Below are 24,028 nucleotides of genomic sequence, written 5' to 3' on the forward strand. Positions count from 1 at the left end.
CTGCCCCGGTCCCACGGCGTGTGCCGGGTGGCCGGCCCCGCGGGGCCGGCCACCCGACGTGCACTACGCCTGCTGGCCCGGGTCCTCCTCGGTCTCCTCCGCGTTGCGGGCGACGGCCAGCAGCGTGGAGCTCTCGCCCAGGTTCATCAGGCGGACTCCCTTCGTCTGCCGGCCGGCCTTCCGCACCTCGCGGGCGGAGGTCCGGATGACCCCGCCGGTGGAGGTGATCGCGTACAGCTCGTCGTCGATACCGACGATGAGCGCACCGACCAGCGTGCCACGCCGACGGTCGTACTGGAGGGTCAACACTCCCTTCCCGCCACGGCCCTGAACGGGGTAGTCCTCGATCGGGGTGCGCTTCGCGTAGCCACCGGTGGTGGCCACGAGCAGGTAGGTGTCGGAGCGGATCACGCCGAGGGCCAGCAGCTTGTCGCCCTCGTTGAACCGCATCCCCAGCACACCGGAGGTGGCGCGGCCCATCGGGCGCAGCGCGTCGTCGGACGCGGTGAACCGGATGGACTGGCCCTCGGCGGACACGAGGAGCAGATCGTCATCACCCGAACAGAGGACGGCGCCGACCAGCTCGTCGTCGTCGCGCAGGTTGATCCCGATGAGGCCGCCGGCCCGGTTGGAGTCGAAGTCGGTCAGGCGCGACTTCTTCACCAGGCCGTTGCGGGTGGCCAGGACCAGGTACGGCCGCGCCGAGTAGTCCTTGATCTGCATGACCTGGGCGATCTCCTCCTCCGGCTGCAGGGCCAGGAGGTTCGCCAGGTGCTGGCCGCGCGCGGTGCGGTTGGCCTCGGGCAGCTCGTAGGCCTTGAGCCGGTAGACCCGCCCGCGGTTGGTGAAGAACAGCATCCAGTCGTGCGTGGAGCACACGAAGAAGTGGTTGACGATGTCGTCCTGCTTCAGCTGCGCCCCCTGCACACCCTTCCCGCCGCGCTTCTGGGCGCGGTACAGGTCGGTCTTCGTGCGCTTGGCGTAGCCGGTGCGGGTGATCGTGACGACGACGTCCTCGACCGCGATCAGGTCCTCGTCGGTGACGTCGCCGTCGTAGCCGACGATCCGGGTGCGGCGGTCGTCGCCGTGGGCCTCGACCAGCTCGGCGAGCTCGTCGCGGACGATCTCCCGCTGGCGCTCCGGACGGGCCAGGATGTCCTGGTAGTCCGCGATCTCGCGCTCGATCTCGGCGAGCTCGTCGATGATCTTCTGGCGCTCCAGCGCGGCGAGGCGACGCAGCTGCATGTCCAGGATCGCCTGGGCCTGGATGTCGTCGACGTCGAGCAGGTCGATCAGGCCGGCCCGGGCGACGTCGACCGTGGCCGACGCCCGGATCAGGGCGATGACCTCGTCGAGCGCGTCCAGCGCCTTGACCAGACCACGCAGGATGTGGGCCCGCTCCTCGGCCTTGCGGAGCCGGTAGCGGGTCCGCCGGACGATGACCTCGATCTGGTGCCGCACGTAGTGCCGCACGATCTGGTCGAGGCGCAGCGTGCGCGGGACGCCGTCGACGATCGACAGCATGTTCGCGCCGAAGCTGTGCTGCAGCTGCGTGTGCTTGTAGAGGTTGTTCAGCACGACCTTGGCGACCGCGTCGCGCTTGAGCGTGACGACGATCCGCATGCCGATGCGGTCCGAGGACTCGTCGACGATCTCGGAGATCCCGGCGATCTTGCCGTCGCGGACCATGCCCGCGATCGACTCGATCAGGTTGTCCGGGTTGACCATGTAGGGCAGCTCGGTGACCACCAGGGTGGTACGGCCCTTGGCGTCCTCCTCGACCTCGACGACGGCCCGCATCCGGATCGAACCGCGCCCGGTCCGGTAGGCGGACTCGATGCCGTCGCGCCCGACGATGAGGCCGTGGGTCGGGAAGTCCGGCCCCTTGATGCGTTCCATGAGCGCTTCGAGCAGCTCGTCGTCGGTGGCGTCGGGGTTCTCCAGGCACCAGGCGACGCCGGCGCCGACCTCGCGCAGGTTGTGCGGCGGGATGTTCGTCGCCATGCCGACCGCGATGCCGGAGCTGCCGTTGATGAGCAGGTTCGGCACCCGCGACGGCAGGACGACCGGTTCCTGGGTCTTGCCGTCGTAGTTGTCCAGGAAGTCGACGGTCTCCTCGTCGATGTCCTGGAGCATCGCCATCGCCAGCGGCGAGAGCCGGCACTCGGTGTACCGCATGGCCGCGGCCGGGTCGTTGCCGCGCGAGCCGAAGTTGCCCTGCCCCTGGATCAGCGGGTAGCGCATCGACCAGGGCTGGGCCAGCCGCACGAGGGCGTCGTAGATCGCCGAGTCGCCGTGCGGGTGGTAGTTGCCCATGACGTCGCCGACGACGCGGGCGCACTTGACCGGGGCGCGGTCGGGCCGGAAGCCGTTCTCCCCCATCGAGTAGAGGACGCGGCGGTGGACCGGCTTGAGGCCGTCCTCCACCAGCGGCAGCGCCCGCCCGACGATCACGCTCATCGCGTAGTCGATGTACGAGCGCTGCATCTCCTGCTGGATGTCGACCGGTTCGACCCGGCCCCCACCCTCTCCGCCGCCTGCCGCGGGGGCGGCGGGGTCGATCGTGTCCGTCACGAAGTCTCCTCGTGCGTGTTCATACGTGCGTCTGGATCAGATGTGTGGATCAGACGTCCAGGAAGCGCACGTCCTTGGCGTTGCGGGTGATGAAGGACCGGCGGGACTCGACGTCCTCACCCATCAGCACCGAGAACAGCTCGTCGGCGGTGGCGGCGTCGTCCAGGCTCACCTGCAGCAGCAACCGGTTCGTCGGGTCCATCGTGGTCTCCCACAGCTCCTTGGCGTCCATCTCGCCGAGACCCTTGTAGCGCTGCACGCCCTGGTCCTTGGGGAGCTTCTTGCCCGCAGCCCGGCCGGCCTCGATCAGGCCGTCGCGCTCGCGGTCGGAGTAGGCGTACTCCGGCTCGGCCCCGCGACCGGACCACTTGAGCTTGTACAGCGGCGGCTGCGCCAGGAACACGTGCCCGTTCTCGATCAGCGGGCGCATGAAGCGGAACAGCAGCGTGAGCAGGAGCGTCCGGATGTGCTGGCCGTCGACGTCGGCGTCGGCCATCAGCACCAGCTTGTGGTACCGCAGCTTGGCCAGGTCGAAGTCGTCGTGGATGCCGGTGCCCATCGCGGTGATGATCGACTGGACCTCGGTGTTCTTGAGGACGCGGTCGATCCGGGCCTTCTCGACGTTGATGATCTTGCCGCGGATGGGCAGGATCGCCTGGTGCATCGAGTCGCGGCCGGCCTTCGCCGAGCCGCCCGCGGAGTCACCCTCGACGATGTAGAGCTCGCAGCTCTCCGGGTCGCGCGAGCGGCAGTCCGACAGCTTGCCGGGCAGGCCGCCGATGTCGCCGGCGCTCTTGCGGCGCACGAGCTCGCGGGCGCGGCGCGCGGCCAGGCGGGCCTGGGCCGAGGAGACCGCCTTGGTGACGATCGTCTTCGCCTCGGTGGGGTTGCGCTCGAACCAGTCGGCGAGCCACTCGTTCGACACGCGCTGGACGAACGACTTGACCTCGGTGTTGCCGAGCTTGGTCTTGGTCTGGCCCTCGAACTGCGGCTCGGAGACCTTGACCGAGACGATCGCGGCGAGGCCCTCGCGGATGTCGTCGCCGGACAGCGCCGGGTCCTTCTCCTTGATGAGCTTCTTGTCCCGCGCGTACTTGTTGACCGTCGCGGTCAGCGCGTGGCGGAAGCCCTCCTCGTGGGTGCCGCCCTCGTGCGTGTTGATCGTGTTCGCGAAGGTGTAGACCGACTCGGAGTAGCCCGAGTTCCACTGCATCGCGACCTCGACCTGGTGGCCGGGGCCCTCGCCGGTGTAGCTGACGATCTTGCGGTGGATCGGGTCCTTCGACTTGTTCAGGTGCGCGACGAAGTCCTCCAGCCCGTTGGGGTAGTGGAAGACGTACTCCTTGGGCTTGGCCACGTAGCCCTCGGCGTCGGGCTCGGCGTCCGCATCGATCTCCGGGACGGGCGCCTCGATCGGGTTGCCGTCGGAGTCCACCGTGTCCGACGACGGGACACCCGCCGGCTTCTCCGGCCGACGCTCGTCGCGCAGGACCATGGTGAGGCCCTTGTTCAGGAACGTCTGCTCCTGCAGCCGGCGACGGATCGTCTCCAGCGTGTAGCTGGTCGTCTCGAAGATCTTCGGGTCGGCCCAGTAGGTGATCGTGGTGCCGGTGTCCGCCTTCTTCGTGGTGCCGGCCTCGACGAGCTCGCCGGGCACGGCGTACTCGTAGTGCTGGCGCCAGATCTGGCCGTCGCGGCGGACCTCGACGTCGAGCGCGGTGGACAGCGCGTTCACGACCGAGACGCCGACACCGTGCAGACCACCGGACACGGCGTAGGACTTGTCGTCGAACTTGCCGCCGGCGTGCAGGCTGGTGAGGACGACCTCGAGGGTCGGCTTCTTCTCCACCGGGTGCATCTCGACGGGGATGCCGCGGCCGTCGTCCTCGACGCGGATACCGCCGTCGGACTGCAGGGTCACGACGACCTTCGTGGCGTGACCGGCCATCGCCTCGTCGACCGAGTTGTCCACCACCTCCCAGATCAGGTGGTGCAGGCCCCGCTCACCGGTCGAGCCGATGTACATGCCGGGCCGCTTGCGGACCGCCTCCAGGCCCTTGAGGACCGTGATGGACGACGCGCCGTAGGCGTTGTTCGCTGCCTTGTCGGAAGCCACGGGTAGCTGCTTCTCCTCGCCACGTGAACCGCCCGCGCGACGCGCGCACCACCGGTGCGACGACGACGGAACGGTTCCACCGACCGGGCGCTCTGGTCATGTCTTGGGGAGCCACCCGGGAAACACCTGTCGATCCTACCCGTCGGGACCGACGGAAAGACGGGAAGGACCCACCCAGAAGCGCCACAGACGGGCGAACGGCGTCCGGTGCGGGATCGGACGTGCCCCTGCGGGGTCGAGCGGACCGGCGGCCGTGTCATCCCGCGCTCACCGCCGACGAGAGACACGGGGCCGGCGGGGTGCAGCTCCTCACCCGATCCGGCCCTCCGCGGCCCCCGGGGCGACGTGACGCGCCTACACGTGCACCCCGGCGCCCACCACCCGTTCGGCGGCACCCACTCCCCTGCCCGATGCTCCCAGGGGAACTTTCGTGGCTCAGAGCGCTACGAGAGTTCCCCTGGGAGCACGCCGGGGCGGTGACCGGGCGGAGCGGGCGGCAGGGCGCGGATCAGCCGTAGGTGTCGCGGGGGCCGCGGCCGCGGACGTGCCGCGGACCGTGCCGCCAGCTCGGCCCGCTCGGCCCGACGACCCGGATCCGGCGCACGACGTCCGGCCCGACCGCGGCGGCGAGCCGGGTCAGCAGCTGACGCTGCAGGGTCCGCAGCTGGGTGGCCCACGCCGTGGACTCGGCCTGCAGGGTCAGCTCGCCGTCGCGCAGCGAGACCGGTGTGCAGTGGTCGGCGACGTCCGGCCCGACCAGCTGCGGCCACCGGCCGAGGACGGTCGCGTCGGTCAGCCGGTTCGACCAGCCGCGGTCCACCGACACCCGCGACACCAGACGTCCGAACGGCTGCGGGTCCCGGTCGTCGGGCCCCGCCCCCGACCAGCGACGACGACGCCCCCGCCCGGAGACCACGCGCAGCTTGGGCCGGTCGGCCTGCGCCCGCTCCTCGGCCTTGCGGGCCGACGCCTCGCGGGCAGCGCGCAGCGCCTCGCGCGCGAGGTCGGCCCCGCGCAGGTTCGCGCGGTCGCCGGCGAGCAGGTCTCCCTGCTCCCCCGGGACACCGCCGCCCGGGACGTCCCCGCCCGTGACCGCGTCGTGACCGGGACCGGTGTCGCGTCCGTCCCCAGGCGCGGCGCCCTCGGTGCCCGGTCCCCGGCGTCCTGTCCTCCGGTTTCCGGTTCCGGAACGGCGTCCGTCCCCCGGTGCTCCCGAGTTATCCACAGTATCCACAGCCTTGTCCCCAGAATGCCGTGACACGTTCGAGACCTGCCGGGGCGATCACGCGGGCACCTCGCCGTCGCGGCTCACCTTCCGGTCGCCGACGGCGAACCGGACCCCGTCGAGCTCCGCGGGCACGTCCTCGGCCACCGCGGCGGTCACCAGGACCTGCTCCGCGTCGGCCACCAGGCCGGCCAGCGCGCGGCGGCGGGCCGAGTCCAGCTCGGCGAAGACGTCGTCCAGCACGAGGACCGGCTCGACGTCGTCGGCGTGCAGCAGGCGGTAGGACGCCAGCCGCAGCGCCAGCGCGAACGCCCAGGACTCGCCGTGGCTGGCGTAGCCCTTCGCCGGTCCCTCGCCCAGGGCGAGGTCCAGCTCGTCGCGGTGCGGGCCGACCAGGCAGACCCCGCGTTCGACCTCCTGGGACCGCACCTCGGCCAGCCGGTCCAGCAGCAGCGACTCCAGGTCCCCGGTCGACGACGGCAGCTCCGCGACCCCCGCCGTCCCGAGGCTGGACCGGTAGTCCAGGCCGATCGGGTCCGACGACGGCGCGATCGCCGCGAACGCCTCGCGGGCGTAGGGCGCCAGCGCGACGACGAGCTCGCGCCGCCCGGCCAGCAGCGCCGCGCCGGTACGGGCGAGATGCCCGTCCCAGACCTCCAGCGTCGCCAGGTCGTCGGGCAGCTCCGGGTCCGCGGCCACCGGCGCCCGGGACCGGCCACGGGCCCCGCGCAGTGCCGGCTTCGCGGACTTCAGCAGGGCCGAGCGCTGGCGCAGGACCTTGTCGTAGTCGGCGCGGACGCCGGCGTAGCGCGGGAACCGCGCGACGAGCAGCTCGTCGAGGAAACGCCGGCGCTCCGACGGGTCGCCCCGCACCAGCGCCAGGTCCTCCGGCGCGAACAGCACGCTGCGCAGGATCCCCAGGACGTCGCGCGGCCGCGAGACCGGTGAGCGATTGACCCGCGCCCGGTTCTGCTTGCCGTTGTTGATCTCCAGCTCGACGCCGAGCTTCCGGCCGTGGTGGTGCACCTCGCCGCGGACGACGGCCTGCTCGGCCCCGCGCCGGATCAGCGGCGCGTCGGAGGAGACCCGGTGCGAGCCGAGGGTGGCGAGGTAGCCGATCCCCTCGACCAGGTTGGTCTTGCCGACGCCGTTGGACCCGACCAGCACGGTCACGCCGGGGTCGAGCTCCAGCTCGGCCTCCGGCCAGGACCGGAAGTCGGTGACCGAGAACCGCCTGAGGTACACCGCCTGGTCACCCTTCCCGTCCGGCTCGGCGCCGGGTCACTGCTGCGTCGAACCGCCGCCGGACGACGGTCCCGCCTTGTCGCCCGGGGCACCGGCCGGCCCGGACTTCTTCACCGCGTGCCCACCGAACTGCTGGCGCAGCGCGGCGACGGCCTTCATCGCGGGCGACTCGGCCTGCCGGGAGGAGAACCGGGCGAACAGCGCCGCGGAGATGACCGGCAGCGGCACCGCGTGCGCGATGGCCTCCTCGATCGTCCAGCGGCCCTCGCCGGAGTCGTCCACCCAGCCCTCGAGCTGGTCGAGACGGGGGTCCTCCTTCAGCGCGTCGACCAGCAGGTCGAGCAGCCAGGAACGGACGACGGTGCCGCGCGACCAGGCCTGGATCACCCCGGGCACGTCGGTGATCAGCTCGCTGGCCTCCATCAGCTCGAAGCCCTCGGCGTAGGCCTGCATGAGGCCGTACTCGATGCCGTTGTGGACCATCTTCGCGAAGTGGCCCGCGCCCACCGGCCCGGCGTGCGCGAACCCCTCCTCGCGCACGCCCTCGGGACGCAGCGCGTCGAAGATCGGCATGGCGCGCTCGATGTGCTCGGGCTCGCCGCCCGCCATCAGGCCGTAGCCGTTGTCCTTGCCCCAGATCCCGCCGGAGACGCCGCAGTCGACGTAGCCGATGCCGTGCGCGTCGAGCAGCGCGGCGTTGGGCTGGTCGTCGGTGTAGCGGGAGTTGCCGCCGTCGATGACCAGGTCACCGGGATCCAGCGTGGTCGCCAGCGTGGCGACCGTGTTCCGGGTCGGCTCGCCGGAGGGCACCATGACCCACACGACGCGCGGCGCGGCCAGTGCGCCCGCGAGCTCCGCGAGCGAGGCCACGTCGCTGACCTCCGGGCGGGGGTCGTAGCCGACCACCTCGTGCCCGGCGGCCCGCAGCCGCTCCCGCATGTTGCCGCCCATGCGGCCGAGTCCGATCATGCCGATCTGCACGGCAGTGGCCCCCTTCGCGTCCGTGCCGCCGGCATGCCCGCAGGGCACCGGTGGCCCTCGTCGATCACACCGCGGACGAGTCTTCCCCCTCGCCGGGACACCCGCCCGGCGGGGGGTCAGCCGGGCAGCCGCACCGGCATCAGCAGATGCAGGTAGCCGGACTTCTCCGGCGACGGCGCCTCGCCGGCGTCGTCGGTGGCGGGCTTGGGCACCGGGCGGACCAGCGCGGGCCGGTTCGGCGTGGTGAACGTCAGCTGGGCGCGGTCGGTGTGCAGCGCGCCGAGGGCGTCGAGCAGGTAGCCCGGGTTGAACGCGATCGTCAGCGGGCTGCCGTCGAGCGCGCAGGGCAGCTCCTCCTCGGCGGACCCGACGTCGTCGCCGCCGGCGGCCAGGCGCAGCCCGTCCTCGCCGAACTCCATCCGGATCTGGGCGACCCGGTCCGCGACGAGCGAGACGCGCTTGATCGCCTCGACCAGCAGCGCCACGTCGAGCTCGACCGCGGTGGTGTGCTCGGCCGGGATCAGCTGGCGGAAGCGGGGGAACTCGGCGTCGAGCAGCCGGCTGGTGGAGCGGCGGCCGCCACCGGTGAGCCCGAGCATCCCGTCCCCGGCCGACAGCGCGATCTCCACGGTGCCGGACCCGGCGAGGGTCTTGGCGACCTCGGCCAGGGTCTTGGCCGGGATCAGCACCGCGGTCGAGATCGAGGCGTCCTCCGGGGACCACTCGAGCTCGCGGACGGCGAGCCGGAACCGGTCGGTGGCCGCGAGCGTCAGCTGCGAGCCCTCGATCTCGAGCCGGATACCGGTCAGCATCGGCAGAGTGTCGTCCCGCCCGGACGCGACGGCGACCTGGGCGACGGCGGCGGCGAGCGCGTCGGCGGCGACCGACCCGGCGCGCTGCGGCATGTCGGGCAGCTGCGGGTAGTCCTCGACCGGCATCGTCGGGAGGCTGAACCGGGAGTTGCCGCAGTTGATCGTGGCGCGGGAGCCGTCGACGGTCAGGTCGACCGGCTTGGACGGGAGCGCGCGGGTGATGTCGGCCAGCAGCCGACCGGAGACGAGCGTGCGGCCCGGCTCCCCCACCGTCGCGTCGAGCTCGACGCGCGCCGAGGTCTCGTAGTCGAAGCCGGAGACGGTCAGCTTCTCGCCGGACTCGCCGTCGGACTGGATGAGGACCCCGCCGAGCACGGGCACCGGCGGACGAGCCGGGAGGCTGCGCGCCACCCAGGCGGCCGCGTCCGCGAGGACGTCGCGTTCGACCCGGAACTTCATCTGGAGACCTTCCCCGGTAGCGCCCGGCTCGGACCACGGCGCGGGGCCGGGTCGTCGACGGGACGGCGGTGCGGCGGCGGACCGGTTCGTCCTCCGGGTCCGGCCGGCGCCGTGGCCCGGAGGGGCTGCGGAGCGGAGTGGCCGGAACGGGATCGGAAGCCGGGGTTCGCCGGGACGCTCACGGTAGAGCCTCGCCCCGACAGTTTCCACGCCACCCCGGTGCCCGTTCGGTGTCCCCGTCCGTGACCCCCGTCCGGGGGTCGGTCCACACAGGTGTTCTTGGGAAGAAGAGATAGAGAGAGACAAACCGTCGTAGTACTAAGTCCTGTGCACAGTGTGGATGGAGCGCATCCCCGCTGGTCAGCAGGCCGCGTCGGCTGGGGATGCGGCGGTGGGGGCACCCGTTGACAGGTCCGTGGAGCGGTGGACCGACGGCGTCGACCCTCATCCGTCCCCGGTTCATCCCGGGTTCACCACAGAGTTGTCCACGGATCCCGGGCGATCCGTCCACCGGGCTGCGACGATCCATCCACAGAGTTGTCCCCAGATGTGGGTGGAAACGTGGTGGATCGTGGACCCAGGGTGATGGCGGGCACAGACCGTTCGGCACTCCCGCGTTGCGCGATGAACCCACAGACGTCCCACCCGTCACAGGAATGTCGACGGAGCGTGACCGGCGGGTGAGCGCAAGCGATCACCGGGACGAGTGGTGAAGCGCCGAGTGCCCACTACTGGACGACGAACGGGAGTGGTGGGACCGACACGCGGGTGACGCCACGCCGTCCCCGATCGGTACCACGCCGGACGGTCCCGGTGTCCCGGTCGTCCGCGGTCGTGGGGGTGCCGATCACCCGGGGACCGCCCGCAACGCGCCGCAGCGGCGATCTGGGGGCCGTGGCCCCTGTGGGTTGCGCCGGATCGGTCCCGGTGCGCGCGGTGACCGCCGGGAACGCGTCCTGCCTGGTCACAGTGGGGCCGGCCGGGCTGTGGAGAAGCGGTGCGACCGGTGGACAACCCGCCTCGGGCGGGCCACCGGAGAAGGTCAGTGCCGGGCGCGCAGCTTGATCCGCGCGGTCAGCTCCTGCACCTGTTCGAAGGTCTTCCGCCGGAGCGAGATCTCGTTGCGGATCTTCTTGTCGGCGTGCATGACGGTCGTGTGGTCCCGGCCGCCGAAGGTCTGCCCGATGCGCGGCAGCGACAGGTCGGTCAGCTCGCGGCACAGGTACATGGCGATCTGGCGGGCCTGGGCGAGCGCCTTCGTCTTGCCGGGCCCGGACAGCTCGTCGAGCGTGAGGCCGAAGAACTCGGCGGTGACCGCCATGATCGTCGGCGCGGTGATCTCCGAGGCGGCGGAGTCCGGGATCAGGTCGCGCAGCACGATCTCGGCGAGCTGGGTGTCGACGGCCTGCCGGTTCAGCGACGCGAACGCCGTGACCCGGATCAGGGCGCCCTCGAGCTCGCGGATGTTGCGCTCGATCCGCTCCGCGATGAACTCCAGGACCTCACCGGGGACGGCGAGCCGGTCCTGCGCGGCCTTCTTCCGCAGGATCGCGATCCGCGTCTCCAGCTCGGGCGGCTGGATGTCGGTGATGAGGCCCCACTCGAACCGCGTGCGCATCCTGTCCTCGAGGGTCTCGAGGCGCTTGGGCGGCCGGTCGGAGGAGACGACGATCTGCTTGTTCGCGTTGTGGAGGGTGTTGAAGGTGTGGAAGAACTCCTCCTGCGTCCCCTCCTTGCCCTCCAGGAACTGGATGTCGTCGACCAGCAGCACGTCGACGTCCCGGTAGCGGCGCTGGAAGGCGACCTTGCGGTCGTCGCGCAGGGAGTTGATGAAGTCGTTCGTGAACTCCTCGGTACTGACGTACCGGACCCGCATCCCGGGGAACAGCCGCTGGGCGTAGTGCCCGACTGCGTGCAGCAGGTGGGTCTTGCCCAGCCCGGACTCGCCCCAGATGAACAGCGGGTTGTACGCCCGCGCCGGCGCCTCGGCCACCGCGACCGCGGCGGCGTGGCTGAACCGGTTCGAGGCACCGATGACGAAGGTGTCGAAGGTGTAGCGCTCGTTGAGCCGGGTCTGCGACCGCGGCGCGACCGGGTCGCCCGCCTGCGGCGCGGTGTAGGCCGGCCACGAGGTCTGGCCCTCGCGCGAGCCCGGCTCCGGGCGCCCGGTGGGCTGCGGCGCCCACCCCCCGGACGACGACGGCGCCGGCTCGGCCGACCAGCCGCGGTCGGTGCCGGAGGGGCCGCCGTCGTCCCGGCGGGCCTCGCCGGCGAAGCCGTTGCCGAACCCGCCGTCGACGCCCGCCTGCGGCCCGGTGTCCGGACCGGCGCCGTCGGCGGGGGCGTGCTCGCGCGCGGGGCGGTCGTGTGCGGGACGAACGCCGTGGTCCCCGTCGGCCGACGCGGCCGGGTCGTCGCCGACCCGGTCACCGGTGCCGGTGTCGCGGACGCTGTCCCCCGCGGTGACGCCGCGGTGCATGCCGAACCCGGGCGGGTCGGGGACCTCGGTGCCGCCGGACGCCGCGGAGGCGTCGACGACGACGGCGAGGTTGACCGCCACACCGAGGTGGCGGCCGAGGGCGTCGCTGATCGGCCTGCGCAGGATCCGCTCGATGGCGTCCTTCGCGAACTCGCTCGGCGCGGCGAGCAGTGCGGTGCCGTCGAGCAGGCCGAGGGGACGGGTCAGGCGCAGGAACGCGCGCTGCTGCGGGGAGAGGGCGGGTGTGCCGGACTCGGCCGACGCGCCGGAGAGATCGGCGATGACCCGGTTCCAGACCGCGCCGAGATCGCCCGGCTGGTCGGTCATCCGCGTTTCCCCCTCCCGATCGACCGCCGTCGGCGGTCTGCTCCCCCCGGAGCACTGGCGATGAGCCGTCCGGACACGAGGACTCGGCCTCGGGGGCGATGTATCCCCAGAGTTGTCCACACTTGTGCGTAAAGGTACGCAGCAGGCTCCGGCCGGTGCGCATCGGGGCGCCGGCCGTCGGTCGTGTGGAGGTCTCGGTCGGGGTGCGGGCGGTCGTTACTCCCGCGCCGGTCCCGGGCGGGGTCGGCGACGCTAGCAGCAGCCGTCGTGGCGGCCGTCCGGCGGGGTCGCGGCGCCCGGTGGGGGCGGTTTGACCCCCTCGAAACGCGCTGCGTACCCTTGACGACCGGACACCTGGTCGGATGGGCGTGTCGCGCCCGTCGAACGCGGCTCCCCGCATCTGCTGTTGTGGAGCGTCGTGTGGCCGGTGGCCCGCGAACCCGAGCCAGTGACCGTAGACATCTCGGCGTCGCAGGACGCCTGCGAACCGCCGACCAGGAGCCGACCGTGAGCAAGCGTACTTTCCAGCCGAACAACCGCCGCCGGGCCAAGACGCACGGCTTCCGGCTGCGCATGCGCACCCGCGCCGGCCGCGCGATCCTCGCCGCGCGCCGTCGCAAGGGGCGCGGCAACCTCTCGGCCTGACGGCCGGCGCCCCCACCGGCCCGCGCCGTGCTGCCGGCACACGCCCGGCTCACCCGCCGGCCCGAGTTCGCCTCGACGATCAGGCGCGGACGACGTGCCGGCCGGTCGAGGCTGGTGGTGCATCTCGACCTGACCCGCCCCGGCGGTGTGCCCGAGCACGCCTCGCCGAGGGCGGGTTTCGTCGTGAGCAAGGCCGTCGGCAACGCCGTGGTCCGGCACCGGGTCTCCCGGCGGCTGCGCCACCTGGTTGCGGACCGGCTGACGGCGCTGCCCGCCGGCGCGGCACTCGTCGTCCGTGCGTTGCCGCCCGCCGGTGACGCCTCGTCCGCCGAGCTGGCGGCCGACCTCGACTCCGCACTGCGCGCGGCGCAGCGGCCGCGCCGTCCGCGCCCGGCCGCGGACGGCCCGCGATGAGCACGGCACACGACGCGGCCCCGACGGGTGAGGAGGCTCCGATGGACGACGGAGAGCTCCCCCGCGCACGGCCCGGTGTCGGCGCGCGGGCCGCGATGGCCGCGGTGCGCTGGTACCAGGTGTGGATCTCCCCGAACCTGATGCCGAGCTGCCGGTTCCACCCGAGCTGCAGCGCGTACTCGGTCGAGGCGTTCCGTGAGCACGGCTTCGTGCGCGGTCTCGGCCTCACCGTGTGGCGGTTGCTGAAGTGTGCCCCGTGGCACCCTGGCGGGTGGGATCCGGTGCCGCCGCGCCGGCGGCGCAGCGACGGGGTCCCGCCCAGCGGCACCGAACCCGATCCCGGGCCGGAGCAGACGTCCACCGACCCGCCCCGGACCGAAGGCCTCTCACGCGGTACGGACCGCTGACCCGCGGGCCCCGCCCGAGACCACGAGGAGCAACGCAGCAGTGCTGGACTTCATCTACTACCCCGTCAGCTGGATCATGTGGGTCTGGCACAAGGTCTTCGGCTTCGTCCTGGGCGACGACAACGGGTTCGCCTGGGCGCTGTCGGTCGTCTTCCTCGTCTTCACGCTGCGCGTCATCCTCTACAAGCCGTTCGTCGTGCAGGTCCGCTCCATGCGCAAGATGCAGGAGATGGCCCCGGAGATGCAGAAGCTCCGGAAGAAGTACGCGAACGACCGCCAGAAGCTCGCCACGGAGATGCAGAAGCTCCAGCAGCAGAACGGCGCCAACCCGCTCATGGGCTGCCTGCCGATCCTGGTGCAGATCCCGGTGTTCATCGGTCTGTTCCACGTGCTGCGCGAGTTCAAGCCGGGCAAGACCGAGAACTACGTCTTCAACGCGGCCGAGAACGCCTCGTTCGTCGACTCGAGCCTGTTCGGCGCGAAGCTGGGCTCGGCGATCTTCCCGCTGCAGAACACCGCCTCGGTCGAGGCGCTCGGCGGCAACCTGGTCTCGCAGTGGATCGTGATGATCCCGCTGATGATCGCGGCCGGCATCTTCACCCACATCACCGCGCGCCACTCGGTCGCCCGCCAGCAGGCGCAGATCGCCGCCGGCACCGTCGCGGCGAACCCGCAGGCCGAGATCATGCAGAAGCTGATGCTCTACGTGTTCCCGATCGGCGTCGTCGTCGGTGCGCCGTTCCTGCCGCTCGCGGTCCTCTTCTACTGGGTCGCCAACAACCTGTGGACCCTCGGCCAGCAGTACGTCGTCTACCGCAAGATCGACGCCGAGGAGTCGGACAAGGCCGAGAAGGCCACCGAGTCCGCCAAGGCCCGCGCCCCGCGCCCCGGCCAGAAGCCGCTCCGCGACGTCCGCCGCGGCTCCGCCGAGGACGTCCGTGAGATCGCCGACGAGCCGATCCAGCCGGCCGAGGAGGAGGCTGCCGAGGCGGCGTCCGAGGCCCGTGCCACCGGGTCCGACGGTGCCTCCGCCGGCACCGGCGCGACCCCCGACGGGCAGCGCAACGGCACGGCCCGCAACGGGAACGGCAACGGTTCCGGTAACGGCAACGGCCAGAAGAAGCCCGGGGCGAAGCCGGTGCAGAAGCGTCCGGGGGCGAAGGCCCGGCGCGGCAAGCGTCGCTGACCGTCCCACCGCACCACCCCGACAGACCCCGGCGCCCCCGCCGGCCCCGGCGGACCCCACCGCCGCGCGGGCCCGGGCGCGACGGACCGCGAACCGTTGACGAGAGGAGTTGCGCGTGCCCACCACCGCCAAGGAGCCCGCCGAGGGTCCGGACGTGCAGGACAAGCCGTCCGGCGAGAGCCTGCTGATCCAGGAGGGCGACGTCGCAGGTGACTACCTGGAGCGCCTGCTGGACATCCTGGACTACGACGGCGACATCGACCTCGACGTCGAGGGCGGCCGCGCCATCGTCAGCATCGAGGGCGCCGAGGACGACGCCGACCTGCAGAAGCTCGTCGGCGACAAGGGCTCGGTGCTGGAGAGCTTGCAGGAGCTGGCCCGCCTGGCCGTCCAGCAGCAGCTGGGCAGCCGCAGCCGGCTGATGCTCGACATCGCGGGTTGGCGGCGGCACCGCCGCGACGAGCTCACCGAGCTCGGCCTGGAGACCGCCCAGGAGGTCAAGGCCAGCGGCGAGTCCGCGCGGCTGCGCCCGATGACGCCGTTCGAGCGCAAGGTCGTGCACGACGCCGTCGCCACCGTGAAGGGCGTCGTCTCCGAGAGCGAGGGCGAGGAGCCGCGTCGCCAGGTCGTGGTCCACAAGAAGTGACCACCTCCCCCATCCCGACCCCGGAGGTCGCGGAGAAGGTCTTCGGCGACCGGACCGGGCTGGCCGTCCGCTACGTCGAGCATCTCGCGACCTCCGGGATCGAGCGCGGGCTGATCGGCCCGCGCGAGCGGGACCGGCTGTGGGACCGGCACGTGCTGAACTGCGCGGTCCTCGGCGAGGTCGTGCCCGCCGACGCCCGGGTCGCCGACGTCGGCTCCGGCGCCGGGCTCCCCGGGATCCCGCTCGCCCTGGCCCGGCCCGACCTGCGGATCGTGCTGATCGAGCCACTGGCCCGCCGGGTGGAGTGGCTGGACGAGGTGCTGGGCGACCTCGGCCTGGACATCGTCGTCGAACGGGGGCGTGCCGAGGAGAAGCCCGTTCTGCGACGATGGGAGGGGGCCGACGTCGTCACCGCCCGGGCCGTCGGACCGCTGGCCCGGCTCGCGGGCATCTGCCTGCCCCTGCTGCGGCAGGGGGGTGCGATGCTGGTGCTGAAGGGGGCCTCCGCCCCGGACGAGATCGCCCGCGACGCCGCGGCGGTCCGTGCGCTCGGAGGGGGCGAGCCCCGGATCCACGAGACCGGAGCCGGTGTGGTCGATCCGCTGACCACGGTGGTCGAGATCCCGCGGACCGGCGCGCCCCGCCGCAACCGGAGGAAGGAACGGCGATGATGGGTGCCGGAGCGCCGTTTCACGTGAAACACCGACCGGGCACGAACCGTCCAGGAAGCGAGGGTCGCGCATGAGTGCCGGATGGACCCCCATCGCGGACGAGGCCGAGCGGGCCGCACGCGTCCTGCACCCCGACCGGCACGGCATGCCCCGCCCGGCCGCGCGCCGCATCATGGGCGTCGCGAACCAGAAGGGCGGAGTCGGGAAGACGACCAGCACGGTCAACCTCGCCGCGGGCCTGGCCCTGCACGGCATCCGGGTGCTGGTGATCGACCTCGACCCGCAGGGCAACGCCTCCACCGCGCTCGGCGTCGAGCACCGCACCGGCACACCGTCGGTGTACGAGGTGATGCTCGGCGAGATCCCCCTCGAGGAGGCCGTCGCGGTCAGCACCGCGTCGCCGAACCTGCTCTGCCTGCCCGCCACGATCGACCTGGCCGGCGCCGAGATCGAGCTCGTCAGCATGGTCGCCCGGGAGTCCCGGCTGGCCCAGGCGCTGAACGACGAGACGCTGTCCCGGCTCGACGTCGACTACGTGCTCATCGACTGCCCGCCGTCGCTGGGGCTGCTGACGGTCAACGCGCTCGTCGCGGCGTCCGAGGTGCTCATCCCGATCCAGTGCGAGTACTACGCGCTGGAGGGCCTCGGGCAGCTGCTGTCCAACATCGACCTCGTCCGGTCGCACCTGAACACCTCGCTGCACGTGTCGACCATCCTGCTGACCATGTACGACGGCCGCACCAAGCTCGCCGACCAGGTCACCTCCGAGGTCCGCCAGCACTTCGGCCCGACGGCGCTGCGCACGGTCATCCCGCGCAGCGTGAAGGTCTCCGAGGCCCCCGGCTACAGCCAGACCGTGCTCGCCTACGACCCCGGCTCCCGCGGCGCGATGAGCTACATCGACGCGGCCCGGGAGATCGCCGAGCACGGGGCGAGCGGCGCCTACCGCCCGGACGGTCGCTGAGATGGCCGAGCGCAAGGGTGGACTGGGCCGCGGTCTCGCCGCGCTCATCCCCACCGGCCCGTCGGAGTCCGGTGACCGGCCCGGGAACAACGGACCCGGCGCACCTCTGCACCGCCCGGCTCCGGCCGTCCGGCGCGACGACCACGACCCCGAGACACCGGTCGTCGACGGCGGCGCGGAGTACCGCGAGATCCCGCTGCGGCGGATCGTGCCCAACCCCAAGCAGCCGCGGACCCAGTTCGACGACGACCAGCTCGCCGAGCTGGAGCACTCGATCCGCGAGTTCGGGCTGCTGCAGCCGATCGTGGTCCGCCGGGCCGGTGTCGACTACGAGCTGATCATGGGCGAGCGCCGGTGGCGCGCGGCCCAGCGCGCCGGGCTGGAGACGCTGCCCGCGATCGTCCGGCACACCGCCGACGACGTGATGCTCCGCGACGCGCTCCTGGAGAACATCCACCGCGTCCAGCTCAACCCCCTCGAGGAGGCGGCCGCCTACGAGCAGCTGCTCGCCGAGTTCGGCGTCACGCACTCCGAGCTCGCCGACCGGCTCGGCCGCAGCCGGCCCGTCGTCACGAACATGATCCGGCTGCTGAAGCTGCCGGTGTCGGTGCAGCGCCGGGTCGCCGCCGGCGTGCTGTCGGCCGGGCACGCACGCGCCCTGCTCGGTCTCGAGGACGCCGGGCAGCAGGAGGATCTCGCCACCCGCATCGTCGCGGAGGGCATGTCCGTCCGCGCGACCGAGGAGGCCGTCGTGCTGGCACGGCACGCGGGACCTCCGCAGGAACGCCGGGTCCGCCGCCGCGGCGATCAGCGCCCGGAGTTCGTCGAGCGCGCCGACCGGCTGGCCGACATGTTCGACACCCGGGTGAAGGTCGAGATGGGTCAGCGCAAGGGCCGCATCGTCGTCGAGTTCGGATCGGTGGAGGACCTCGACCGGATCACCGGGCTGATGGGGATCAGCGAGCGCGACTGACCGGACACCACTCCCCTTCCCCGACGGCCGTTGTCCCCGTGGACGGCGGCCGTCGGTCTGTCCGGGCAACCGGGGTGGCGGCGTGGTGTGGGGCGCTGGACGGCTTCTGAGGGCGCCCTGAGACGGCCTCTGGGACGTCCGACGGGTGCTGGGTTGATGGCGAGGCCGGGGTGGGTCTCAGGAGTCGTGTGGGACCGCTGAGCCGCTGGACGTGCCCGATTAGTCGCTTTTCCCGGCTTGTCGTTGGTCGCCGAGGTGTGCACCGCCCGGAACCCGCCCGATCAGTCGTACGTATGTCTGAACTCGACGCATCGATGGTGGTCATGCGTGGTCCGGCTCGTGGTGGGTCCCGGGCGACGGTCGTACGGAGTGCCGGGCTCGGTCGGTGAGCGGGACGGGGCGTCCGTCCCGGGGTTGCGTGGTTCGTGCGCGGCTGGGGTCCGCGGCGCTCTCCGGCGGTCTCGGTACGGCATGTGATCGGGTCCGCGGCGGGGCGGCGGCGATGTTTCACGTGGAACATCGACGGAGGCCGTGACAGCCTCCGGTAGCGCGTCGGGCTCGATCTCGTGAGCGGGTGGCCCGCGGACGCCGCAGCCCCGGGGTGGTCCGCCCACGCTGCGGGACCTGCCGCGTCGCTATCCCGTACGCGCCGCACGGGCCCGGCGACCGGGGCGAGGTCTCGTCCCGCCGAGGGCGGCCTGGGCGGTGCGGACCTCGTCGCCCGGCGGGACGGAGGAGCTCGTCGCCGCGTACCGGGTGCGGGCGACGCCGATCCGTGCGCCTCCGCAGCGCAGGGGGCTCGTCCGTCCGAGGTGGCAGCCGGACGCACCGGTGGGATGGCCGCACCTCGGCATTTCCCGTGGAGCCCGGCCGGTGTCGCCGTCCGGCGTCCGTGTCGGGGGCGGCCGGCCCGCATGAGCCGACCCGGTGGGCTGCGGCCGGCATCCGGGACGACCGCGCGTGCTGCGGCGTGGAAGCCGGTCACCACGTCCGGCCCGCAGGCCCCGGGTCCACCGATGCCCGGACCGCCGGCGCCCGGCCCGGGAGTGCTCACTCGGGAGTGCCCGGCCCGGGAGCGCGCGGGGGCCTACGAGTGCTCGGCGCGGCAGTGCTCGGCCCGTCGGCACGGTTCCGGACGCGGAACCGCGCGTGGACCGGACGGTGCGGGATCGGACGGTGCGGGATCGGACGGTGCGGGATCGGACGGTGCGGGATCGGACGGTGCGGGATCGGGCAGGGCGGGATCGGGCAGGGCGGGATCGGGCAGGGCGGGATCGGGCAGGGCGGGATCGGGTAGGGCGGGATCGGGTAGGGCGGGATCGGGCCAGACGGAACGGGCAGACGGAACGGGGCAGGGCGGGATCGGGCCGGACGGTGCGGGATCGGACGGGGCAGGGTGGGATCGGACCGGCCGACGCAGTAGGGCGGGGCGACCCACTGCAGCAGACTCGGGCGCACACCGAGCGGCTCCGACCCCGCCCGCCCGACCGATCCGCCCGGCGTCGCGTGCGTGTGTTTCACGTGGAACACCCCGATGCCCCAGGATGACCCGGTGCTCACCGACGCCGAGCTCGCCGCTCGCACCGACCGCGCCGTCGACACCGCGGTGTCCGCCGCGCGGGACCACGGCTACCGCCCCGGCACACCCCGCGTCCTGCACGACCTGTTCTCGGTCGTCGTCGCACTGGAGCCGGAGCCGGTCGTGGTGCGTGTCCCCACCGTCCTCCCGCCCGGCCTCGATCCGGCGGGACAGGCGGAGCAGCAGCGGCGCGAGATCGCGGTCTGCCGGTGGCTGTCGGACGCCGGACACCCCGTGGTCCGGCCCGCACACCCGGAGCGACCCGTCGCCGCCGGGGACCTGTCCCTCACCTTCTGGGAGCGCCTGACCGTCGTCCCGGACGGCCCGCCCGACGCCGGTGCGAGCGGCGCGACGCTCGCCCGGCTGCACACCGCGCTACGACCGTGTCCGGTCGAGCTGGACTGGATGCACCCACTCGACGACTCCGTCACGGCGATGCTCGACGCGCTGCGGCACGACACCACCCACGTCTCCCCCACCGACCGCGACCGCGCGCTGCGGGAGTGGGCGACGATCCTCCCGGTGCTCGGCGACGAGGCGGGCTGCGCCGACCGGTTCCCCGGCACGCGCCCACAGCCGGTGCACGGGGACTCGCCGGCGTACAACGTCCTGCGGACCCCGGGCGGTTCGTACGACGCCGACCTCGAGCACGTCTGCGTCGGACCGGTCGAGTGGGACCTGACCTTCGCCGGCCCGGAGGTCGTCGCCGCCTACGAGCGGGCGGCCGACCGTCCCGTCGACGCCGAGCTGCTCGCCCTCTGCGAGGCGGCCCGGCTGGTGCAGCTCGTCGCCTGCTTCGCGATGGTCCCGCAGCAGCCGGGTCTCGGGGACGGGATGAGCCCGCTCCTGGAACTGTGGCGGGCCTCCGAACCCTGCGGCGGCGTGCTCGGCTGATGTTTCACGTGGAACCACACCGCTGTGGTTCCATGTGGAACACCGCTCAGCCCTGCCGGGCCGCCGCGCGCTCGACGAGCGCCAGGTAGACCGTCGCGAGGTCGGAACCGTCCGCGGCCACCGCGGTCGGGAGCAGCGAGGTGTCGGTCAGGCCCGGCGACACGTTCATCTCCAGGACGTGCACGTGACCGTCGGCGTCGACGATCGCGTCGGTGCGCGACACGTCGCGCATCCCCAGCAGCCGGTGTGCGGCCAGGGCGGTGTCGGCCAGCGCGTCCAGCACGTCCGACGGCAGCCGCGCCGGGCAGTGGAACGTGGCCGCACCGGGTGTGTAGCGGGACGTGTAGTCGTAGAACCCGGACGGCACCTCCACCTCCACCGGCGGCAGCGCGCGGGGCTCCTCGCCGTCGTGGACGACCGACACCGCGACCTCGGTCCCGGCGACGAACCGCTCGACGAGCACCGTCTCGGCGTAGGCGAAGCAGCTGACCATCGCGGCCGGCAGGTCCGCCGCGTTCCGGACCACCTGCACACCGAGCGCCGAGCCGCCCTGGTCCGGCTTCAGCACCAGCGGCAGCCCCAGGCGCTCGACGATCGCACCGAGCACGCCCTGCGCTCCCAGCTCACGGAAGGTCGAGTGCGGCAGCGCGACCCAGTCCGGCGTCGATAGACCGGCGCGGACGAGCTCGGTCTTCACGCTCGGCTTGTCCCACGCCCGCCGGCACGCCCCGGACGGGGTCCCGACGAACGGGATGCCCAGCAGCTCCAGCACCTGCTGCACGGCGCCGTTCTCCCCCTCGCCGCCGTGCAGCGCGACGGCGACCGCGTCCGGCCGGTCGGTCGACAGCCGCTCCAACAGGCGCGCGTCGACGTCCCACTCGCGGACGTCGACACCGTTCGCGCGCAGCGCACCCGCCAGTCGACGACCGGATCGCAGGGACACCTCACGCTCGTGGGACAGGCCTCCGGCCAGCACGGCCACCGTTCGATCGCTCACGCGGGCATTCTGCGCCATGAACGGGAACGCCCCGGACCGGGAGCCGGTCCGGGGCGTTCCACGTGAAACATCGCCGTCGTCGGACGGCGTCAGGTCGTGTCCGGCGACGGGCTCTGGGTGCCCCGGGTCAGCTCGGGGCGGACCGGTGTCCCGAACGTCCGCACGACCTCCATCTCGGCCTCCAGCACCGCCGCCAGCCGCCGCACGCCCTCGGTGATGCGCTCGGGCGTCGGGAAGCAGAACGACAGCCGCAGCTGCCGGCTGCCGAACCCGTCGGCGTAGAAGCCGGTACCGGACGCGTACGCGACCCGCGCGGTGACCGCACGGGGCAGCATCGCCTTCGTGTCGACGCCCTCCGGCACGGTCAGCCACACGAAGAACCCGCCGTCGGGGACGTTCCAGGTGCAGCCCTCGGGCAGGTACGTCTCCAGCGCGGCGAGCATCGCGTCGCGGCGCTCGCGGTAGTTCTCGCTGAACGTCTTGATCTGGCTGCGCCAGTCGTGGTGCGACAGGTAGCGCGACACCAGCATCTGCGTGAACGACGGCGGGCACAGCGTCGCCGACTCCGCGGCCAGCACCAGCCGGTCCCGCACCAGCGGCGGTACCAGCGCCCAGCCCACCCGGAGCCCGGACGCGAACGTCTTCGAGAACGACCCCAGGTACAGCACGTCCGGGTCGTAGGAGCGCAGCGCCGGGTGCACCTCGCCGTCGAAGCCGAGCATCCCGTAGGGGTTGTCCTCGACGACCATCACGCCGTAGCGGCGGCACAGCTCCAGGATCCGCGGGCGCCGCTCGTGCGCCAGCGTCACGCCGGCCGGGTTGTGGAAGTTCGGGATCGTGTACAGGAACTTCGGGACGATCCCCTGCCGCGCCAGCGACTCCAGCGCCTCGTGCAGCAGCTCCGGGACCAGTCCGTGCTCGTCCATCGCGACGTGCACGACCCGCGCCTGGTAGGCGGCGAAGCTGCCCAGCGCGCCGACGTAGGACGGTCCCTCGGCCAGGACGACGTCGCCCGGGTCGACGAAGATCCGGGTCAGCAGGTCGAGGGCCATCTGCGAGCCGACGGTGACGACGACGTCGTTCGGGTCGGCCTCGATGCCCTCCTCCCGCATGACCTCACAGATCTGCTCCCGCAGCTGTGGGACACCCTGGGCGGAGCCGTACTGCAGCGCGGACATGCCGTCCACGTCGACGAGCTCGGCCACCTCACGGGCGAGGGACTGCAGCGGCAGCGCCGCCAGGTTCGGCATGCCACCGGCCAGCGAGACGACCTCGGGACGGCTCGCGACGGCGAACAGCGCCCGGATCTCCGACGCCGTCATCCCGGCGGTGCGGGTCGCGAAGCGCTCGGTGGGGGCGAGCGGGACCACGGCCCCCTCCCCTGCCGCCGCTGCCTGCGCGGCCGCCGCGGCCGCGGAACGGCGGACGTCGGGCTGCTGCGGGCGGTCGGGCAGGGTCATCGCGTGCTCCTCTGCGAGGGGAAAAGGCTCGCCGAGTGTAACCGCGACGGGTGATCGGCCCGCCCTTCGTCGTGACGTTCGTACCGGTGGGCCTTCTCGGGGTGACGGGATCGCGAGAATCCACCTAGTCTCGGGCTGCGCGGGGTCACCGGACCCGGGGGGTGGCCAAGGGGGACGGCTGCTCCGGCGCCGGGGCCGGGACCACGCCCCGGACGGGGCGGGCCGCGCAGCAGCGCGTGCATCGCGCGACGACGACATCCGGAGGTCGGATTCCGTGTCCTGGCACGTTGCCGCGCTCAACCTCGACAACCTCGGCGATCTGCCGAAGCGGTGTCGCAACTGCGTCTACTGGGAGCTCTCACCCCAGCTCGCCGACCAGGCCGAGGGGTACGGCACGACCGACCTGGAGAAGGAGGCCTGGCTGTCGGAGGTGCTCCTCGAGTGGGGCTCCTGCGGCCGGGTCGTCTACGTCGGCGGTGCCCCCGCGGGGTACGTGCTGTTCGCGCCGCCGGCCTCGGTCCCCCGTGCCACCGAGATGCCGACCGGACCGGTCAGCGCCGACGCCGTCCTGCTGACCACGATGCAGGTGGCCCCGGAGTTCGCCGGCGAGGGACTGGGCCGGGCGCTCGCCCAGGCCGTCGTGAAGGACCTGACCCGGCGCGGGGTGAAGGCCGTGGAGGCGTTCGGCGACGCGCGTCCCGGCACCGAGTCCGACTGCGTCGTCCCGGCGGACTTCCTCCGCTCGGTCGGTTTCAAGACCGTCCGCCCGCACCACCGCTGGCCGCGGCTGCGGATGGAGCTGCGCTCGGGGCTGGAATGGAAGTCCGACGTCGAGGCCGCGCTCGAACAGCTGTTCAACACGGTGACCATCCCGATGCAGACCGCGGCGCCGCGCCCGACGGCGACACCGGCCCGCGCGGGGTCCTGCCAGCTGTCGTTCGTGCCGCCCGCAGGGACGATCTGAGGGCGCTCTG

Annotated in this window: 19 protein-coding genes; 10 read left to right on the forward strand and 9 right to left on the reverse strand. The window is 72.7% G+C overall.

Going from position 1 to position 24,028, the window contains the following annotated elements; all coding sequences use genetic code 11:
• Window positions 1-63: 63 nt before the first annotated feature.
• The 7 genes from gyrA to dnaA form a co-directional block, all read right to left on the reverse strand.
• Window positions 64-2,574: a DNA gyrase subunit A gene (gene gyrA, locus KPF22_RS01860; protein WP_208820449.1), complete on the reverse strand. Its 2,511-nt coding sequence runs from the start codon at window positions 2,572-2,574 to the stop codon at window positions 64-66.
• Between the two features lie 49 nt (window positions 2,575-2,623).
• A complete protein-coding gene (gyrB, locus tag KPF22_RS01865; protein ID WP_208820451.1) occupies window positions 2,624-4,690 on the reverse strand; it encodes a DNA topoisomerase (ATP-hydrolyzing) subunit B in 2,067 nt (688 codons plus the stop codon).
• A gap of 508 nt (window positions 4,691-5,198) precedes the next feature.
• On the reverse strand, window positions 5,199-5,915 hold the full coding sequence (locus tag KPF22_RS01870) for a DciA family protein (RefSeq protein ID WP_307799202.1): 717 nt from the start codon (window positions 5,913-5,915) through the stop codon (window positions 5,199-5,201).
• Window positions 5,916-5,972: 57 nt separating this feature from the next.
• Complete coding sequence (recF, locus tag KPF22_RS01875) at window positions 5,973-7,160, reverse strand: DNA replication/repair protein RecF (protein ID WP_224401042.1); 1,188 nt, start codon at window positions 7,158-7,160, stop codon at window positions 5,973-5,975.
• A 36-nt stretch (window positions 7,161-7,196) separates the two neighbouring features.
• Window positions 7,197-8,141 carry a phosphogluconate dehydrogenase (NAD(+)-dependent, decarboxylating) gene (gene gnd / locus KPF22_RS01880; RefSeq protein WP_208820455.1) on the reverse strand — a complete coding sequence of 315 codons (945 nt, stop codon included), beginning with the start codon at window positions 8,139-8,141 and terminating at the stop codon, window positions 7,197-7,199.
• Between the two features lie 116 nt (window positions 8,142-8,257).
• Window positions 8,258-9,412, reverse strand: a complete 1,155-nt coding sequence (gene dnaN, locus KPF22_RS01885) for a DNA polymerase III subunit beta (protein ID WP_020628488.1) — start codon at window positions 9,410-9,412, stop codon at window positions 8,258-8,260.
• Between the two features lie 1,042 nt (window positions 9,413-10,454).
• Window positions 10,455-12,218: a chromosomal replication initiator protein DnaA gene (gene dnaA, locus KPF22_RS01890; RefSeq protein WP_224401043.1), complete on the reverse strand. Its 1,764-nt coding sequence runs from the start codon at window positions 12,216-12,218 to the stop codon at window positions 10,455-10,457.
• Window positions 12,219-12,725: 507 nt separating this feature from the next.
• Between dnaA and rpmH the strand changes: the two genes are divergently transcribed.
• The 9 genes from rpmH (at window position 12,726) to KPF22_RS01940 (ending at window position 20,597) form a co-directional block, all read left to right on the forward strand.
• Window positions 12,726-12,863: a 50S ribosomal protein L34 gene (gene rpmH / locus KPF22_RS01895; protein ID WP_020622600.1), complete on the forward strand. Its 138-nt coding sequence runs from the start codon at window positions 12,726-12,728 to the stop codon at window positions 12,861-12,863.
• Window positions 12,864-12,890: 27 nt separating this feature from the next.
• On the forward strand, window positions 12,891-13,277 hold the full coding sequence (gene rnpA, locus KPF22_RS01900; RefSeq protein WP_208820459.1) for a ribonuclease P protein component: 387 nt from the start codon (window positions 12,891-12,893) through the stop codon (window positions 13,275-13,277).
• Window positions 13,278-13,318: 41 nt separating this feature from the next.
• A complete protein-coding gene (gene yidD, locus KPF22_RS01905) occupies window positions 13,319-13,684 on the forward strand; it encodes a membrane protein insertion efficiency factor YidD (RefSeq protein ID WP_208820461.1) in 366 nt (121 codons plus the stop codon).
• A 40-nt stretch (window positions 13,685-13,724) separates the two neighbouring features.
• The gene (gene yidC / locus KPF22_RS01910) at window positions 13,725-14,870 is read left to right on the forward strand and encodes a membrane protein insertase YidC (protein ID WP_208820463.1); all 1,146 of its coding nucleotides are present in this window, start codon (window positions 13,725-13,727) and stop codon (window positions 14,868-14,870) included.
• Between the two features lie 154 nt (window positions 14,871-15,024).
• Window positions 15,025-15,516 (forward strand): R3H domain-containing nucleic acid-binding protein, encoded by a 492-nt coding sequence (locus KPF22_RS01915; protein WP_145983423.1) that lies wholly within the window; start codon window positions 15,025-15,027, stop codon window positions 15,514-15,516.
• Window positions 15,513-16,187, forward strand: coding sequence for a 16S rRNA (guanine(527)-N(7))-methyltransferase RsmG (rsmG, locus tag KPF22_RS01920; protein ID WP_062399027.1), 675 nt, complete (start codon window positions 15,513-15,515; stop codon window positions 16,185-16,187). The genes KPF22_RS01915 and rsmG overlap by 4 nt, the downstream gene beginning before the upstream one ends.
• Before the next feature lie 70 nt (window positions 16,188-16,257).
• Complete coding sequence (locus tag KPF22_RS01925; RefSeq protein ID WP_060713924.1) at window positions 16,258-17,151, forward strand: ParA family protein; 894 nt, start codon at window positions 16,258-16,260, stop codon at window positions 17,149-17,151.
• Window position 17,152: 1 nt separating this feature from the next.
• The gene (locus KPF22_RS01930) at window positions 17,153-18,124 is read left to right on the forward strand and encodes a ParB/RepB/Spo0J family partition protein (RefSeq protein WP_208820465.1); all 972 of its coding nucleotides are present in this window, start codon (window positions 17,153-17,155) and stop codon (window positions 18,122-18,124) included.
• 1,534 nt (window positions 18,125-19,658) lie between these two features.
• Window positions 19,659-20,597, forward strand: a complete 939-nt coding sequence (locus KPF22_RS01940; protein ID WP_224401044.1) for a phosphotransferase — start codon at window positions 19,659-19,661, stop codon at window positions 20,595-20,597.
• A gap of 46 nt (window positions 20,598-20,643) precedes the next feature.
• Here KPF22_RS01940 and KPF22_RS01945 read toward each other — a convergent pair whose 3' ends face one another.
• Together KPF22_RS01945 and KPF22_RS01950 are read right to left on the reverse strand one after the other, a co-directional pair.
• Window positions 20,644-21,594: a D-alanine--D-alanine ligase gene (locus KPF22_RS01945; protein WP_062399020.1), complete on the reverse strand. Its 951-nt coding sequence runs from the start codon at window positions 21,592-21,594 to the stop codon at window positions 20,644-20,646.
• An 89-nt stretch (window positions 21,595-21,683) separates the two neighbouring features.
• The gene (locus KPF22_RS01950) at window positions 21,684-23,054 is read right to left on the reverse strand and encodes a PLP-dependent aminotransferase family protein (protein WP_224401045.1); all 1,371 of its coding nucleotides are present in this window, start codon (window positions 23,052-23,054) and stop codon (window positions 21,684-21,686) included.
• A gap of 274 nt (window positions 23,055-23,328) precedes the next feature.
• Here KPF22_RS01950 and KPF22_RS01955 point away from each other — a divergent pair, with 274 nt between their 5' ends.
• A complete protein-coding gene (locus tag KPF22_RS01955) occupies window positions 23,329-24,018 on the forward strand; it encodes a GNAT family N-acetyltransferase (RefSeq protein WP_224401046.1) in 690 nt (229 codons plus the stop codon).
• Window positions 24,019-24,028: the final 10 nt, after the last annotated feature.

The sequence above is a fragment of the Pseudonocardia sp. ICBG1034 genome (genome assembly GCF_020131375.1).
Taxonomy (GTDB): Bacteria; Actinomycetota; Actinomycetes; order Mycobacteriales; family Pseudonocardiaceae; genus Pseudonocardia; species Pseudonocardia alni.

Bases quoted from the DNA above. Each gene is read 5' to 3' on its own strand.
- dnaN (WP_020628488.1), bottom strand. From the start codon at position 9,412: ATGAAGTTCCGGGTCGAACGCGACGTCCTCGCGGACGCGGCCGCCTGG.
- dnaA (WP_224401043.1), bottom strand. From the start codon at position 12,218: ATGACCGACCAGCCGGGCGATCTCGGCGCGGTCTGGAACCGGGTCATC.
- yidD (WP_208820461.1), top strand. From the start codon at position 13,319: ATGGACGACGGAGAGCTCCCCCGCGCACGGCCCGGTGTCGGCGCGCGG.
- KPF22_RS01925 (WP_060713924.1), top strand. From the start codon at position 16,258: ATGAGTGCCGGATGGACCCCCATCGCGGACGAGGCCGAGCGGGCCGCA.
- KPF22_RS01930 (WP_208820465.1), top strand. From the start codon at position 17,153: ATGGCCGAGCGCAAGGGTGGACTGGGCCGCGGTCTCGCCGCGCTCATC.
- KPF22_RS01940 (WP_224401044.1), top strand. From the start codon at position 19,659: ATGCCCCAGGATGACCCGGTGCTCACCGACGCCGAGCTCGCCGCTCGC.
- KPF22_RS01950 (WP_224401045.1), bottom strand. From the start codon at position 23,054: ATGACCCTGCCCGACCGCCCGCAGCAGCCCGACGTCCGCCGTTCCGCG.